The 15,335-nt window shown below is 66.6% G+C and carries 16 protein-coding genes; 3 read left to right on the top strand and 13 right to left on the bottom strand.

Annotated elements, in window-relative coordinates:
* Positions 1–56 precede the first annotated feature (56 nt).
* Together KK488_RS21590 and KK488_RS10780 are read left to right on the top strand one after the other, a co-directional pair.
* Entirely contained in the window at positions 57–1,406 is a 1,350-nt protein-coding gene (locus KK488_RS21590; RefSeq protein ID WP_214623341.1) for a methyl-accepting chemotaxis protein, read from the top strand.
* 84 nt (positions 1,407–1,490) lie between these two features.
* The gene (locus KK488_RS10780; RefSeq protein ID WP_214623339.1) at positions 1,491–2,525 is read left to right on the top strand and encodes a 50S ribosomal protein L11 methyltransferase; all 1,035 of its coding nucleotides are present in this window, start codon (positions 1,491–1,493) and stop codon (positions 2,523–2,525) included.
* Between the two features lie 9 nt (positions 2,526–2,534).
* On the opposite strand, the gene sciP is transcribed toward KK488_RS10780, so the two are convergent.
* The 10 genes from sciP to KK488_RS10730 all read right to left on the bottom strand — a co-directional run bounded on the left by sciP (position 2,535) and on the right by KK488_RS10730 (position 11,612).
* Complete coding sequence (gene sciP, locus KK488_RS10775) at positions 2,535–2,888, bottom strand: CtrA inhibitor SciP (RefSeq protein WP_214623337.1); 354 nt, start codon at positions 2,886–2,888, stop codon at positions 2,535–2,537.
* A 168-nt stretch (positions 2,889–3,056) separates the two neighbouring features.
* The gene (phhA, locus tag KK488_RS10770) at positions 3,057–3,938 is read right to left on the bottom strand and encodes a phenylalanine 4-monooxygenase (protein WP_214623335.1); all 882 of its coding nucleotides are present in this window, start codon (positions 3,936–3,938) and stop codon (positions 3,057–3,059) included.
* Between the two features lie 36 nt (positions 3,939–3,974).
* Entirely contained in the window at positions 3,975–4,694 is a 720-nt protein-coding gene (locus KK488_RS10765; RefSeq protein ID WP_214623333.1) for a Type 1 glutamine amidotransferase-like domain-containing protein, read from the bottom strand.
* On the bottom strand, positions 4,691–5,449 hold the full coding sequence (locus KK488_RS10760) for a PEPxxWA-CTERM sorting domain-containing protein (RefSeq protein ID WP_214623331.1): 759 nt from the start codon (positions 5,447–5,449) through the stop codon (positions 4,691–4,693). The genes KK488_RS10765 and KK488_RS10760 overlap by 4 nt, the downstream gene beginning before the upstream one ends.
* 138 nt (positions 5,450–5,587) lie before the next feature.
* Positions 5,588–7,762 (bottom strand): NAD-dependent DNA ligase LigA, encoded by a 2,175-nt coding sequence (gene ligA, locus KK488_RS10755; RefSeq protein ID WP_214623329.1) that lies wholly within the window; start codon positions 7,760–7,762, stop codon positions 5,588–5,590.
* A complete protein-coding gene (locus KK488_RS10750; protein WP_250890262.1) occupies positions 7,759–8,169 on the bottom strand; it encodes an endonuclease domain-containing protein in 411 nt (136 codons plus the stop codon). The genes ligA and KK488_RS10750 overlap by 4 nt, the downstream gene beginning before the upstream one ends.
* A 126-nt stretch (positions 8,170–8,295) precedes the next feature.
* Entirely contained in the window at positions 8,296–8,691 is a 396-nt protein-coding gene (locus KK488_RS10745; protein WP_250890261.1) for a putative quinol monooxygenase, read from the bottom strand.
* Positions 8,691–9,044: a hypothetical protein gene (locus KK488_RS10740; RefSeq protein WP_250890260.1), complete on the bottom strand. Its 354-nt coding sequence runs from the start codon at positions 9,042–9,044 to the stop codon at positions 8,691–8,693. Before KK488_RS10740 ends, KK488_RS10745 begins: the two co-directional genes overlap by 1 nt.
* Positions 9,041–10,705, bottom strand: coding sequence for a DNA repair protein RecN (gene recN / locus KK488_RS10735; protein ID WP_214623328.1), 1,665 nt, complete (start codon positions 10,703–10,705; stop codon positions 9,041–9,043). The genes KK488_RS10740 and recN overlap by 4 nt, the downstream gene beginning before the upstream one ends.
* Before the next feature lie 34 nt (positions 10,706–10,739).
* Positions 10,740–11,612 (bottom strand): helix-turn-helix transcriptional regulator, encoded by an 873-nt coding sequence (locus KK488_RS10730; protein WP_214623326.1) that lies wholly within the window; start codon positions 11,610–11,612, stop codon positions 10,740–10,742.
* 94 nt (positions 11,613–11,706) lie between these two features.
* On the opposite strand from KK488_RS10730, the gene KK488_RS10725 reads away from it, so the two are divergent.
* Positions 11,707–12,594, top strand: a complete 888-nt coding sequence (locus KK488_RS10725; protein ID WP_214623324.1) for an SDR family oxidoreductase — start codon at positions 11,707–11,709, stop codon at positions 12,592–12,594.
* A 198-nt stretch (positions 12,595–12,792) separates the two neighbouring features.
* Here KK488_RS10725 and KK488_RS10720 read toward each other — a convergent pair whose 3' ends face one another.
* From KK488_RS10720 to KK488_RS10710, 3 genes are all read right to left on the bottom strand, one after another.
* Positions 12,793–13,563 carry an outer membrane protein assembly factor BamD gene (locus tag KK488_RS10720; RefSeq protein WP_214623512.1) on the bottom strand — a complete coding sequence of 257 codons (771 nt, stop codon included), beginning with the start codon at positions 13,561–13,563 and terminating at the stop codon, positions 12,793–12,795.
* A 370-nt stretch (positions 13,564–13,933) separates the two neighbouring features.
* The gene (locus tag KK488_RS10715; protein WP_250890258.1) at positions 13,934–14,344 is read right to left on the bottom strand and encodes a hypothetical protein; all 411 of its coding nucleotides are present in this window, start codon (positions 14,342–14,344) and stop codon (positions 13,934–13,936) included.
* 312 nt (positions 14,345–14,656) lie between these two features.
* Entirely contained in the window at positions 14,657–15,115 is a 459-nt protein-coding gene (locus tag KK488_RS10710) for a hypothetical protein (protein ID WP_250890257.1), read from the bottom strand.
* Positions 15,116–15,335: the final 220 nt, after the last annotated feature.

The raw sequence follows: 15,335 nt of genomic DNA, 5'->3' as shown, positions 1-15,335 counted from the left end.
TCTGCGGGGTCTGAGCGCGACTGGGTGTAGCGCCTGGCAGAGGATCGATTTGGATCATGACCGCAATTATCAGCGACACGATTTCCATGGCGGAGCGCCTCAGGGAGTTCGATCCGCAGGGCAAGCTGCCCGTAGCCGCACTGCGGATCAGGGAGATCATCGGCGATCGCGTCGACGAGCTCGGTGACGTGGCATTCGACGCCTACATGATCAATGCCGGCAAATTCTCGCACAGCGCCACCGAACTGGACGAGCTGCGTCGCAACGCCCGCGCCTTCCATCATGAGCTGCTCGGCAATCTCACCGGCGAGGCGTGGGGCGAGCAGGCCCGCGCCTTCCTCATCTACGCCATCGAGCGCGGCCTCTCGATCCGCACCCAGATCTTCACGATCAACAGCGTCGTCGACAAGCTCCGCGACATTCTCGGCGAGTTGATGGACGATCTCGAGGAGCGCGCCAGGCTGATGGCGCAGATGCGCTACATCTCGCTGGTGCAGGTCGAAGTCTGCTGCGCCGCCTATGCCGACCATATCCGCGCGCAGGACCGCATCAAGCGCGACCAGCAGCGCCAGGAATTCTCCGATCTGCTGACCGATCAGATCGACAAGGCCGCCGATCTGGGCGATCGCCTCCGCGATCAGGCGCGCGAAGCCTCCAGCGCGACGCGCGGCATGCTCGACAAGGCGAGCGAAGTCGCCGCCGCCGCCGAGCAGTCCGCCATCGCGATGCGCGAGGCCGCACACACCAGCTCGGGCCTGATTCGCGCCATCGAGGAAGCCCGCACCGAAGTCGATCAGGCCGCCGAAGTCGCCTCGCGCGCCTCCGTGCAGGCCGGCGAGGCGGTGAACATGTCCGCCGCCCTCTCCGATCATGCCCAGTCGATCGAGTCGATCCTCGGCCTCATCCGCGACATTGCCGGCCAGACCAACCTGCTTGCGCTCAATGCCACGATCGAGGCGGCGCGCGCCGGCGATGCCGGTCGCGGCTTCGCGGTGGTCGCGCAGGAAGTGAAGTCGCTCGCCAGCCAGACCGCCCGCGCGACCGACGACATCGCCCAGAAGATCGCCTCCATCCAGAATGCCACGCGCCAGTCGGTCGAGACCAATGAGCGCATCCGCGTCACCGTCCAGGAAGTGCAGACCATGGGCATGCGCATCCGCACCGCCATGGACGCGCAGTCGCAGACCGTCACCATGATCACCGCCGCCGTCGACGAGACCGCGCTCGCCGCCGACTCCATGTCGTCCAATATTTCGGCGATCCGCCAGGATACCGAGATCGTCGCGTCCGAGATCGACGAGCTGGAGAGCGGCTTCACCGAGGTGCGCAGTCATCTCGGCAACCTGCGCAGCCGCTCGCTGAACTTCGTCCAGACCGTCGGCGGCGAGCAGCGCGCCGTGGGCTGAGCGCCCCGCCCCACGCACACAAATGGAGCGGGCCGATAAATTTGCCCGCTCCCCAAATGCGATAAATCCGCTAGAGCCGCGTGCATGGCCAAGTCCAAGCGCTCTCCCAAATCCGCCGCATCGCCCGCAGCAGCCTGGCAGATGACTCTCCCCTGCTCCCGCGCCACCGCCGAGCATATCCAGTTCGAGGCGGAGAGCCTGTTCGCCGATTGGCCAAGCCCGCCCGCGATCATCGCCAGCGAGCCGGACATCGCCCGGCCGGACGACTGGCAACTCGACGTCATCTTCGAAGGCAAGCCGGACGGCGCCGCCATCGACGCGCTCCTCGCTCTGCTCCCGGACGGCAGGCGCACCCAATATACGCTTGAACCGGTGCCCGACGCGGATTGGGTGACGCAGAGCCAGGCCGGCTTGGATCCGATCACGGCCGGACCGTTTCATGTCCGCAATGACGAGGGAGACCCGCCGCAGCCGGGCTTCACCAATTTCCTCATTCCGGCGAGTCAGGCCTTCGGCACTGGCCAGCACGAGACCACTTATGGCTGCCTGCTGACGCTCGCGCGGCTGCACGAGACCGGCCATCGCTTCGGCAATATCGCCGACATCGGCACCGGCACCGGCCTGCTCGCCTTCGCCGCGATGACCCTCTGGCCCCACGCCCATGCCCTCGCCTCGGACATCGACCCGATCTCGATAGACGTGACGGCGGAAAATGCGGATCTGAATGGCGTGGCGCTAGGCAGCGGCCCGGGCGAGCTCCAGCTCGTTGCGGCGCCCGGCGTCGATCATGCGCTGATCCAGGGCCTCGCGCCCTATGATCTGATCATCGCAAATATCCTTGCCGGTCCGCTGATCGAGCTGGCCCCCAGCCTCGCCAAGCAACTGGCGGACGGTGGCTCGCTGATCCTCGCCGGCCTGCTGGACAGCCAGGCGGACCGCGTCATCGCCGCATACTGGAAGCAGGGCCTGCGCCTCGCGGGCCGCATCGACAGCGCCGGCGAAAAGGGAGGCGACTGGCCCACCCTCCACCTGCGCAAGCGCCGCCGTTTCGGCTGGCGCCGCCCCACCCGCTTTCGCGCCGAGGATGTCGGCGAGGCGCCGGGCTACGGGAGCTGGTAAGCGATCGGCTCAGGCCGCCATGGCCGCGAATCCGGACTGCTGCGCGCGCTCCTGAATGTCGCGATAGCGCTTGAGCCGCGTCTGCTTGAGGCCCGGCATGCCGAACCGGTCGACGGCCCGTTGCCATCCGGCGAATTCCTCGACCGACAGCTGATAGCGCGCGAAAACCTCGTCGACGCTGAGCAGCCCGCCATTGACGGCGGCGACGACCTCCGCCTTGCGGCGCGGCGTCCAGTAGCTGCATCCCGCCACGGGAAGGCAGTCTTCGGTAAGCGGTTGACCCAATGGTCCGATCACCCAGGATCGGCCGGCGGCGGTTTGGGGGCGAGACTGGCCACCCCGGGGGTAGGTGCTCTGTTCCATGCCGTTAACTTTCGGCGAATATCCCTAACGACTCATTAACCCTGTTTAACAAGCTTTGGAAATGCGACGGATCGAGGCACGGCGCCGATCGACGGAGCCAATATCCACTCACGCAATTGTATTTAAAGAATTTTCCCTCAAGAGCACCGCGCTTAGATATTCAAACTACTACTCCTGCGAAATATTCTGACGCACCTCGCCTCGCGCGCGTAACTGTGTGCCACGCGTTAACAACCGATCCTGCGGCAACACCGCATCCGGAGCGATGTCATCCAGTGTTTCGAGCGCCGCATAGACCGGCGCGAAATCGGTCTCGACCGTCGCCCGGAGCAGCGACTCGAAGCTCGGGATCACGAAATAGCTCTGCTGATAATCGTCGATTCGGTAGTTGGTCCGCATCACCCGCATCAGATCGAAGGCGATGCGATTGGGGCTCGGGTCATCGAGCGCGAACTCACTCTCGCCGTGACTGGAAACGATCCCCGCCCCGAACAGGCGCAGGCCGCCATCCTCTTCGATCAGGCCGAATTCGACCGTATACCAGTAGAGCCGCGCCAGCTTGTGCAGCGCGCCGAACGCCAGGCTGCGCAGCCCGCCCTGCCCATAGGCCTGCATATAGTCGGCATAGACCGGATCGGCGAGCAAAGGCACATGGCCGAACACGTCATGAAACACGTCCGGCTCCTGCAGATAATCGAGCTGGTCCGGCCGCCGGATGAAGTTACCCGCGACGAAGCGCCGATTGGCGAGATGGTCGAAGAAAACCGCATCCGGCACCAGCCCCGGCACCGCGACGACCTGCCACCCGGTCAGCGCCATCAGCCGCGCGGAGAGCTCCTCGAAATCGGGAATGCCCGGCCTGGAGAGCCGTAGCACGTCGAGCCCATGCAAAAAGGCAGCGCAGCCCCGCCCCTGCAACTGCGCGCTCTGCCGAGCGAACAGCCTGTCCCAGGTGGCATGATCCTGCGCGGTGTAAGCCGACCAGTCCTGCGGGATGGTCCAGTCGGCCGCAGCGCCTTCCGGCGGTGTCTCATGGATGTGACTCTCCATGCGCTTCTTCTATCATGTCCCGCGCGAGAAAGAAAATTACACGTCGCGCGGCCGCCGCAACCCCACTGCCTCTCCCGCTGTTACGGACAGCATCTCCATCCCGTCCAGCAGGAAGACCGGATCGGGCCCCATGTTGCGCAGCTGCGCGCCTTCCACGATCACGCCGGCCGTTTCGGGAATAGCGATTATCGGCGCACCGCAATCGATGCTCGCCGCGCGCAGGCGATCGATCTCATCCTCCTGGAAATGGCAGCCGACCATATGCCCGGCAAGCAATCCAAGCCCCGCCATCATCGCCTGACCAGCGGCTGCGGCTGCCTTCGATCCGCCAAGCCGTTCGCCAAGGATGATCGCCCCCGCACTTCCGCCATAGATGGGAATGCCCGCCGCAGCCGCGCTGCGAATGAAGGTATCGAACCCCGTGCGCCGTACTTCCTGCAACAGAAAGACGGTGTCGCCACCGCCGATGTAGAGACCGCCGATCCGATCGACCGGGAGGCTCGGCCGCAGGTCGTGCCACATCTCGATCGCCCCGACGCCATGGGGCGCCATTGCCGCGCAAAACCAGCTCAGGCTGTCGGCCGGCGGCTGGTCGCGGCGAGCCGTCGGGACATAGACCAGTGGCCCGGACGATGAGCATCGCCCGATGAACGCGCCATCGAGCAGCAAGGATTGCTCCGGCGTTCCGCCGCCGGCGAGAAACAACCCTCCCGCATGGGCGCCCCGACCCACCGGCCGGAGCGCCGCACGTGTCACGCGAACCGGACGCTGGCAATCTGGCGGCGGCGCAGCACCCCGCCCACGACGCCCAGCCCCGCGATCATCATCGCCCAGCTCGCCGGCTCCGGCACCGAGGGCGTGACCGGCAGACCCGTCGACGTCACTCTCAACTCGCTCCGGCTGATCGAGCCATTATTGTAGAGATAGTTGGTACCGATGGTGCCGGAGGCATCCTGCGCGCCGATGGTGAAAGCGGCGGTCGAGCCCATCGCGGCATAGCTGTAAGTCACGTCGTCGAACCCGACTCCCATCCACAGCTCGAAGCTGGATCGGGCCGTGCTGCTGGGCAGGAGAACGCTGTCCCAATCGATCACGACCCAGCTGTGCGTGCCATCGGTGAGCGTTCCGGCCCGGATCGCGCCGCCGGTGGAATCGATGTCCGTCCAATACGGCGCGAGGATGGGCGCGGTGACGCCGCCCGCCGGCAGGCTGAGATTGGCCGAGGTCCACAGGCTGCCCGGCACGGCCGCGTTGCCGAGCGTGACGAAGCCATTTTCGGCAACCGTGAGGCTCGTCCAGCTCTGGCCGCCGAAGGTGATGCCCGGAATGTTCAGCGAGACCGAGCCGTCGCCGGTCAGGTTGGCGATCGGGCCGATGCCGAACAGCGACAGGCCGAGATAGCCGCCCGCCGGCCCGGAGCCCGGCGCGATGGTGATCGATTGCGCATCGGCACCCGCGCCCAGAACCGTGCCGCCGAGCAAGGCGGCGGCAAAAATCATTTTGCGAAACATAAGCGTCCTCCCACTGCGACGATCCGCGATCGCCGATGCGAAAGTCTCACCGGAGGCCGGCGCGGTCAACGCGCGTTAACCATGTCCGGAAACCATCTTGTCAGCATTTGGGACAGGCCGGCAGGCCTCGGCGCGCGCCTATCCCGCCCCCTTCACGATCTCCGCCCAGGCCGCCTCGTCGATCACCTCGATGCCGAGGTCGGCCGCCTTCTTGAGCTTGGAGCCCGCGCCCGGCCCGGCCACCACCAGGTCCGTCGCCGCGCTCACCGATCCCGCCGCCCGCGCGCCCAGCGCTTCCGCTTGCGCCTTGGCCTCGTCTCGGCTCATCGTCTCGAGCTTGCCGGTGAACACGATCGTCTTGCCCGAGACCGCGCTCGCCCTCACCTCGACCACATAAGGCGGTGGCGACACCTGACCCAGCAGGTCGTCCCAGACGGCGACATTATGGTCCTCGTGGAAGAAATCCGCGAGCGCATGACCGACCGCGATGCCGATGCCATCCGTGCTCACTTCGAAAATCTGCTTCACCGCCTTAAGCATGCGTGCGGCGAAAGGGCTGGGCTTCTCGGCCTCGCCCTGCGGATAGTCCGCGCGATAAGCGCGGAATTCGGCGGCCTTGGCGGGCAGTCGGTGAATATCGTGCAACCCCTTCAGCAGGTCGCGTGCCGTGACGATGCCGACATGGCGGATCCCCAGCCCGAAGAGCAGCCGCGCGGCGTCCGGCTCGCGCCGATTCTCGATCGCTGCCAGCAGGTTATCGACCGACTTGTCCTTCCAGCCTTCACGTCCGAGCAACTCGGCGCGATGCTGTTTCAGCCGGAAGATGTCGGCCGGCCCATGCTCCAGCCAGCCCAGCTCGAAGAATTCGCGGATCGTCTTGTCGCCCAGGCCATCAATGTCCATCGCGCCGCGGCTGACGAAATGGTTGAGCCGCTCGATCCGCTGCGCCGGGCAGATCAGCCCGGCCGTGCAGCGCACGTCGACCTCGCCCTCCTCCGCCACCGCCTCGCTGCCGCACTCCGGGCAATGATCCGGGAAGAGGAAAGCCGGCCGGTCGTCGTCGCGGGACAGATTGTCGACCACCTGCGGGATCACGTCGCCCGCCCGCTGGATGAGGACCCGGTCGCCCGGCCGCACCCCCAGCCGCGCAATCTCGTCGCGATTGTGCAGCGTCACGTTCTGCACGACCACGCCGCCCACCGTCACCGGCTTGAGGCGGCCGACCGGCGTCAGCTTGCCGGTCCGCCCAACCTGGATGTCGATGCCGAGCAGGGTCGTCTCGGCCTGCTCGGCCGGGAATTTACGCGCGATCGCCCAGCGCGGAGCCTTGGCGACGAAGCCCAGCCGCTCCTGCAGGTCCAGCCGGTCAACCTTATACACCACCCCGTCAATGTCGTAGGGCAGATCAGCACGGATCTGCTCGATCCCGCGATAATGCGCCAGCATCGCGGCGCTGTCCGGGCAGAGCACCAGCCGCGGCGAGACCGGGATGCCCCAGCGCTCCATCACCTTCATGACGCCATATTGCGTGTCCGCCGGCAGCGCCGACACCGCACCCCAGCCATGCGCAAGGAACCGCAGTGGCCGGCTCGCGGTCACGCTCGCATCCTTCTGGCGCAGCGATCCGGCGGCGGCGTTGCGCGGATTCGCGAACTGGCGGACCCCCTCGGGGTCGAACGTCTCGCCCCGCGCCTCCGCGACAGCCTGCCCCTCGCGCATCAGCCGCGCGTTGAGGGCGACGAACGCCGCCTTCTCCATATAGACCTCGCCGCGCACCTCGAAAATGTCCGGCGCGCCTTCCGGCAGCTCCTGAGGAATGTCGCTTATGTGACTGACATTGGGCGTGACATCCTCGCCGATCTCGCCGTCTCCCCGCGTCGCCGCGCGCACCAGCCTGCCGCCCTCGTAGCGGATCGAGAGCGACAGCCCGTCGATCTTGTCCTCCGCCGTCATCGCGACGCCCTCGCCCTCGGGCAGGTTCAGATAGCGCCGCACCCGCGCCACGAACTCCTCGACCTCCTCGTCCGCGAAGGCATTGTCGAGGCTCATCATCCGCTTCTCGTGCCGCACCTTGGCAAGCGCCGAGGCCGCGACGGAGGCGCCCACCTGCCGGTTCGGGCTGTCCGCGCGGATCAGATGCGGAAACGCCGCCTCCAGCGCGTTGTTCTCGCGCACCAGCGCGTCATAGTCCGCGTCGCTGATCTCGGGCGCGTCGTCCGCATGATAGAGCCGGTTATGATGCGCGATCTCCCGGGCGAGGCGCATCAGGCGGTTTGCCGCATCCGCTTCGGAGAGGGTGGCGGGATCGGTCATGACTCTCTCCCCTCCTCTTCAGAGGAGGGGCCGGGGGTGGTGCCGCTGACCCACCGGTCGGGCAATGTGTCGAGCGTCAGCAAAAGCCTCGACAAAACGCCCTCCATATTCTCAATCACATCGCGATTGCCGAAACGCAGCGTCACGAAGCCAAACCTCTCTCGCAAATCGGCGTCGCGCGCCGCATCAGATTCCACATCGTGCGTGTCACCGTCGAGCTCGACGATCAAGTTCTTCGCCGGGCAGAAATAGTCGACGATGCGCCCCGCGATCGTCGCCTGCCGACGGAACTTGTATCCGCTGAGCTGCGACGCCCGCAATTGCCTCCACAACCGTCGCTCCGGCTCGGTCGGCTCCCTCCGCATGCGCGCCGCGCGAGCCAGCATCGTCGGTCGATCTGCGTTCATCCGGCACCAGGGGAGCAAAAAACGGCTGCTTTGCCTGATCTGCCTCGCAATCGGGAACAGGGTCCACTCCCCTCCTCTTCAGAGGAGGGGTCGGGGGTGGTGCCGAACCACCACAAACGTCACCCCTCATCCCGGCACGAACTCCACCCGCACGCCGAAGCCCGCCATCAGCGGCCGGCCATATTTGATCGCCTCCTGGACTTTGGGCAGCTTGAGCGAGGCCGCGTGCGCCTCCTTCGTCATCCACAGCTCGGTGATCCAGATGCTGTCCGCGTCCGCCACGTCCGCGCCGACGATATAAGCGACATTGCCCGGCATCTCGCCGCTGCCCTCGGTCAGGATCGCGATCAGGTCATCCCGCTTGCCCGGCAGCGCCTTGATCTGGCCGATCAGGCCGTAATGCGGCTTTTCCTCTTCCATGCGCCTTGTCTCCGTTGCCGCCAGCCCGGGCGCGGCCAAAGCCAGCAGCGCGAGGCCCGCGCCCGCCGTCGCCACCTCGCGCCGCGTCATCTCCGCTGCCATCAAGCCTCCTGCCCGAACTGGTCGGTCACCTCGATGGCTCCGACGATCGCCGCGTTGAAGGCGTCCATCTCCTCGGCCGGGATCCAATATTCCTGATGTGCGCGGCCGCCCGCCGTCTCGACAGGATAGCGCGCGAGAAGATCGGCATCGACCTCAAAGCGCGTGACGAAACCGCTGCCGCTCGCCAACACGTTCCAGTCGCGCGCGATCTTGATCGCATATTCGCGCGTCGTCACCGGATAGAAGATCGGCTGCTGGGGCAGGCGCGGCGGGAAGGCGCGCATGCCGGATTGCTCGATCAGCGCCAGTTCCTCCGGCCCAATCGGGCGCCACAGGGTCACCGTCGCGCTCACACACCCTCCAGCAGCCGATCGGCCTGCGCCCGCGCCTCGTCGGTGATGGCGGCGCCCGATAGCATGCGGGCGATCTCCTCGCGCCGCTCGGCCTCGTCCAGCGGATGGACGCCGGTGCGGGTGATCGTCCCCTGCGAGCTTTTGGCGATCAACAGATGTTCCGCCCCCCGCGCGGCGACCTGCGGCGAGTGCGTCACCACGACGACCTGCGCGCCACCCGCCAGCCGCGCCAGCCGCTCGCCGATCGCCCCGGCCACCGCGCCGCCCACGCCCCGGTCGATCTCGTCGAAGATCATCGTGCCCGCACTGCCCTGCGCCGCCAGTGCGACCTTGAGCGCGAGGATGAAGCGCGACAGCTCGCCGCCCGAGGCGATCTTGGTGAGCGGAGCGAAGGGTGCGCCCGGATTGGTCGAGATCATATATTCGACCCGGTCCTTGCCCGATGCGCGCCATTGTCCCTCGGGCAGCGGCTCGACATCGGTGCGGAAGCGTGCGGCATCCAGCTTGAGCGGCGCCAGTTCATCCGCCATCGCCTTGTCCAACCGGGCCGCCGCCGCGCGCCGGGCGTCGCTCAGCGCCTGTGCCGCCGCCTCATAGGCCGCCCGCGTGCTTGCAAGCTCGCCCTCCAGATCGAGCAGCCCCGCCTCGCCGGCATCGATCCGCGCCAGTTGCGCGCTCATCTGCTCGGCCAGCGCGGCGAGATCGTCGGCGGCGACCTGATGCTTGCGGGCGAGCGCGCGCAGATCGAACAGGCGCGTCTCGATCGCGTCCAGCCGCGCCGGGTCGACGCTCAGCGCCTCGCTCGCCCGGGCGAGCTGGTCCTCCGCTTCGGCCGCCTCGATCACCGCGCGGTCGAACGCCGCCAGTGCGCTGGCAAGCAGTTCATGCTCGGGCGCGATCCGGTCGAGCCGCCGCGCCGCCTGCCGCAGCTTGGAGAGAGCGCCCTCCGACCCGCCGAGCGCCGCATCGAGCGCCGCCAGATCCTCGGTCAGCCGCGCGCCCTTCTGCATCGTCGCGCGTTCGGCGGCCAGCGCCTCCTCCTCGCCCGGCTCGGGCGCGAACTTGGTCAGCTCGTCGACGGCATGGGCGAGATAGTCGCGCTCCTTCGCCGCATTCTCCAGCGCGTCGCGCGCAGCCGCCAGCCGCGTCCCGGCATCCTGCCACGCCGCATGCGCCGCCCGCACCGCGCCCGTGTCCAGCCCGCCAAAGGCATCGAGCAGGTCCATGTGGCCGCGCGGATTGAGTAGGCCGCGCTCGTCATGCTGGCCGTGAATCTCGACCAGAAGCGCGCCGACATCGCGCAGCAGCGCCGCCGAGCAGGGCTGATCGTTGAGGAAGGCGCGGCTGCCGCCATCGGCCTTCAGCGTGCGGCGGATCAGGAGCGGCCCGCCCGGCTCCTGATCGATCTCGTTCTCGGCGAGCAAAGCAGCCAGCGCCGATCCCGCCGCCGCCGGCTCGAAGCTCGCCGTCACGCTCGCCTGATCGGTGCCGGCGCGCACCAGCCCGCTGTCCGCCCGCATGCCGAGCGCCAGCCCCAGCGCGTCGAGCAGGATCGACTTGCCTGCCCCCGTCTCGCCGGTGAGCACGGTCAGCCCCCGCTCGAAGGTCAGATCGAGCGCCTCGATGAGCACGATGTTGCGGATGGCGAGGCCGGTGAGCATGTCGAGCGAGACCTAGTGCATCATCGCCGGGCCGTCACGAGGGGATTGCTCGCCCATCGCCATCGGACAGCTTGCCGTATCGCGCTTCCACCAGTCCCTTGAGCCGCGCCAGATCCTCGGCGGTGGCGGGATGATAGATAATCATCGTCAGATCGGTCCGCTCGTCGACGGCGAAGGCCGAATATTCCAGCGCGATCGTGCCTGCGGTCGGATGGCGCAGATGCTTGAGGCCGCCGCCATAGCTGCGCACGTCATTGTCGCGCCACATCGCGTCGAACTCGGGACTGAGCCGGCACAATTCCTCGACCAGCGGCTCCACCTCCTCGGCCGCTCCCGCCCGCGCCGCATCGACGCGGAAGGCGCTGACGACGAAGCGCGCGACCGCCTCCCAGTCATTCTGCGCCGCCCGCACGTGCGGATCGAGGAAGATCAGCCGCAGGATATTGCGCTGCTCGGGCGGCAGCATCGCATAGTCGGTGAGCATCACGACCGCCGCCTTGTTCCAGGCGACCACGTCCCAGGTCGCCGTCTTGACCAGCGCCGGGCTATAGGGAAGCGCATCGAGGATGCGCTGCAGGCGCGGTGTCACGCCCTCGGTCGGGCGATAACGCACTTCCGGCGGGCGGCCGAGACCCAGCAGATAGAGATGCTCGCGCTCGACATCGGTGAGCAGCAGCGCCCGCGCGATCCGGTCGAGCACATCGGCCGAGGGCGCGCCGCCCCGCCCCTGCTCCAGCCAGGTGTACCAGGTCGGGCTGATATTGGCGCGCTGGGCGACTTCCTCGCGCCGCAGTCCCGGCGTGCGCCGCCGCGTGCCAGAGAGGCCGAAAGCGGCGGGATCGAGCTTCGCGCGCCGATCCTTGAGATAGAGGCCCAGCGGATTGTGCCCCGGTGCCGCGCTGCTCATCCTGTTAGCCTTTATACCATGATAATGTCACTACTTTAACAGGATAAATCTGCGTGAGAAAGAGGCGGCCTCCCCTCAAGCTCAGGAGCTTTCCATGAACATCTTTGTTACCGGCGCGACCGGCTTCGTCGGCTCGGCCATCGTCCGGGAGCTGCTCTCGGCCGGCCATGCCGTGACCGGCCTCGCCCGCTCCGATGCCTCGGCCGCCGCGCTCGAAGCCGCCGGCGCGCAGGTGCTGCGCGGCTCGATCGCCGATCCCGACATCCTGCAGCGCGGCGCAAGCGCGGCCGACGGCGTCATCCACACCGCCTTCAATCATGATTTCTCGAAGTTCCTCGATAATTGCGCCGAGGATGCCCGCGCGATCGAGGCGCTCGGCTCGGCGCTGGTCGGCAGCGATCGCCCGCTTCTGGTCACGTCCGGCGTCGCGCTGCTGACCGACGGCCGGCTGGCCACGGAGGCCGATCTGCCTCCCGACGCATCGGCCTTTCCCCGCCGCTCGGAAGCGGCGGCCGCCGCTCTGGCTGCGCAAGGGCTCCAGGCGACGGCCGTGCGCCTGCCGCCCTCCACGCATGGCGCGGGCGATCACGGCTTCGTGCCGATCCTGATCGACATCGCCCGCAGCAAGGGTGTCTCCGCCTATATCGGCGACGGCATGAACCGCTGGCCGGCGACGCACCGCGCCGATGCCGCCAAGGTCTATCGCCTCGCCCTGGAACGCGGCGCGACCGACGGCCCCTATCATGCCGTTGCCGAGGAAGGCATCGCCTTCCGCCAGATCGCCGAGGCAATCGGCCAGGGGCTCGGCCTCCCCGTCGCGTCGGTTGCACCGGCGGATGCCGAAACGCATTTCGGCTGGTTCACCCGCTTCGCCGCGATCAACGTGCCGACGTCGAGCGCGCGCACCCGTGACCTGCTCGGCTGGCAGCCGACGCAGATCGACCTGCTGGCCGACATAGCCCAGCATTATTTCGCGGGATGAGATGAAACGGGCCGGGGTGGCGGCCGTCGCCCCGGCTGGTGAGGGAATACTCCTGAGGCGGATCGACATTTAGTCCAGATCGAGCCGAAAATGGTGTTTTTGTGTGACCCGGAGCGCAGCGTACTTAACGCACGTGAGCACCGGAAGCGCGCAAAAGCGACATTTGCAGGCCGATATGGGCCGAATGTCGATCCGCCCTCAGGCCCCCGGCGCGTGCTCGCGCATCAGCTTGTAGCTGCGCGCATACCATTCCGATCCCGGATAGTTGGCGCCCAGCACGGCGGCGGCGCGCTTGGCTTCCTCGATGACACCGAGCGAGAGATAGCATTCGACCAGCCGCTCCAGCGCCTCGGGCGTGTGGCTGGTGCGCTGATAGGCATCGACCACCTTGCGGAAGCGCAGCGAGGCGGCGATCCACTCGCGGCGGCGCTGATAGAAGCGGCCGACTTCCATCTCCTTGCCGGCGAGATGGTCGGCGACCAGATCGAGCTTGAGGCGCGCATCCGAGGCATAGCGCGAATCGGGAAAGCGGCGGACCAGCTCGTTGAGCGCGTCATTGGCCTGCAGCGTGATCTTCTGGTCGCGGGTCACGTCGCTGATCTGCTCGTAGTAGCAGAGCGCGATCAGATAATAAGCATAAGGCGCGTCGCGATTGCCCGGATGGATCGAGAGGAAGCGCTGCGCAGACTGGATCGACTTGGTGTAGTCGCGCGAGGCATAATAGCTGAACGCGCTCATCAGCTGCGCGCGCCGCGCCCAGGGCGAATAGGGATGCTGGCGCTCGACCTCGTCGAACAGGATCGCCGCCTCGGCATAGGCGCCGCGGTCGAGCCGCTGCTTGCCCGCCATATAAAGCGTGCTGACGTCACGCGCGACATATTGCGTATCCGGCCGATTCTTGTTCTTGGAACAGCCGGCGACGAGGATGATGGGGATCAGCGCCGCGGTCAGCAGGGCGGGACGGCGCATCTTGAGCAGGTTCATGCGCAGCCTCTTAGCGAAGCAGGGAGAGGTCGCCAAGCGATTGATGCGCGCGCCTGTGCGCCCGTTTTGCCAGATCCAGTCATCGCGCCGAAACAGCGCCGCGCGCTTGAATGGGCGATGAACGGCGCTCACCGGGCGGCCGCTTGGCGGGTCGGCGTGAAAAATGCCGGACACATTTGGATGATAGGGAGGAAAGTGCCCGGCTGCGCCACCATCTTCCGTGGGAGGAGAAGGGTGTGGCGACACAGCCGGGACTTGGGTTGTGGTCGACGCTCCGTCAGCCTTTTGGTCCGTGATCGCCAGCGTGGGGGATGGCGTTCACAAAGGCATAACGGCGCGCCGACCTGCGAAGCTGTCAAACGTCCGGGTAGTCGTTGACAAAACTCCGCATCCTTGCGGACCCGAGGGGCGTCAGCCCTACTGTCCGTCGATCCGGCTCGTGGCCAGTGATGACGGCCAGTCCCGCTTGGACCAGTCTGTCGATGATCGTCTCCGTTTCCTCGCGGTTGAGCATATTGCCCACGGCCAGCGCCGTGTCGCTCACCTTGCTGGATTGGAGTTCACCGACGAAGAGCGAAAGCATGACGTCCATCGCGCTGTCAGCCATGACAGGCGTGAAGAAATGCTTGCCGCGCAGACGGCTGAGCGTGTGCAGCCGCGTGGCCTTGGCCTCCAGCCGGACTTCCGGGCCCGCGCCGGCACTGCCCGTTTCGGGAGTTGCGGCATGGAACGCCGGCGACTTGCCGCGCTGCGCATCGTTCGACATGTCAAAGAACCTTTGTTTTCAACAGAAAAGGCCGTCCTCGTGCGAAAGCGTGGCTCCGCACTCGTCCGGCACATTCCCTGTCCTGTTGATGCCCGGATAAACGCAACCTCACGGCTTTGCATGTCCCGTAACTACCGGACAAAGACGTTCATCCATCTGAAAATCATGAGTGCGGAAAACTCGCCAATCGGTCCTGGGGGCGCCCAGGGAAAGTGGGGTGGGCCAGCGCACGTCGATCGTCGTGGAGTCCGTCCTGCCGCGTGGGTTCTGGGAGGACGGCGGTGATCGGCGCACGCTGGCCCGCGAAGCTCATCAGGTGTCTGGGTAGTCGCTGATGAAGCTCCGCATTCTTGCGGATCCGAGCGGCGTGAGCCCGACTGTCCGCCGATCCGGATTTGCTCCGGTAACGACGACCAGCCCCGCATGTATGAGGGATTCGACGACGCCTCTTCCTTCGTCGTCTTCCAGCAGATTGATAAGCGCGAGTGTCGCTTCCGTGAGCGGTACCGCTTTCAACTCGGCAAGGAACAAAGATAACATGACGGCCATCGTCCTGTCAGCCATGATCGACTGCCGGAAGTAGGTGTCGCGTCGCTTGGTCAGGTCGAGCAGGCGCTGGGCCTTGGTCTCGAGCTTCGCATTCGCCGCCTCGACGCGCGCGTTGTCGGCGTCGTCACGCGCCGCGCGCGCGAAGTCATTCGCTCCGAATGTCACGTTCGATTTCCCGATGTCAGGAGAAACACGATAGCCGTCGCCGGGATCGCGCCGCATGGCGGATCATCCCTTGGACGAAGGACGGCTTATAGGTTCCGTTGACGTGAACGTCATGTCCCGTACATGCTTGACATAGGTGCGACCCTCGCGAAAGCTTCGAAGCCTTGGCGGCTTTCTGAAGCAATATTGTTTTGTTTCGACGACGCCTTGTGTCCCCGTCGCACCGGTGAAGTCAACAGAAAAGGCGGGCCGCGCCCCGCTCTTTATGACGCATTTT

The organism is Sphingobium nicotianae, assembly GCF_018603885.1.
Classification (GTDB): Bacteria; Pseudomonadota; Alphaproteobacteria; order Sphingomonadales; family Sphingomonadaceae; genus Sphingobium; species Sphingobium nicotianae.
The sequence above is the reverse complement of the archived record's forward strand: the minus strand, read 5'-3'. Positions and strand labels throughout refer to the sequence as shown.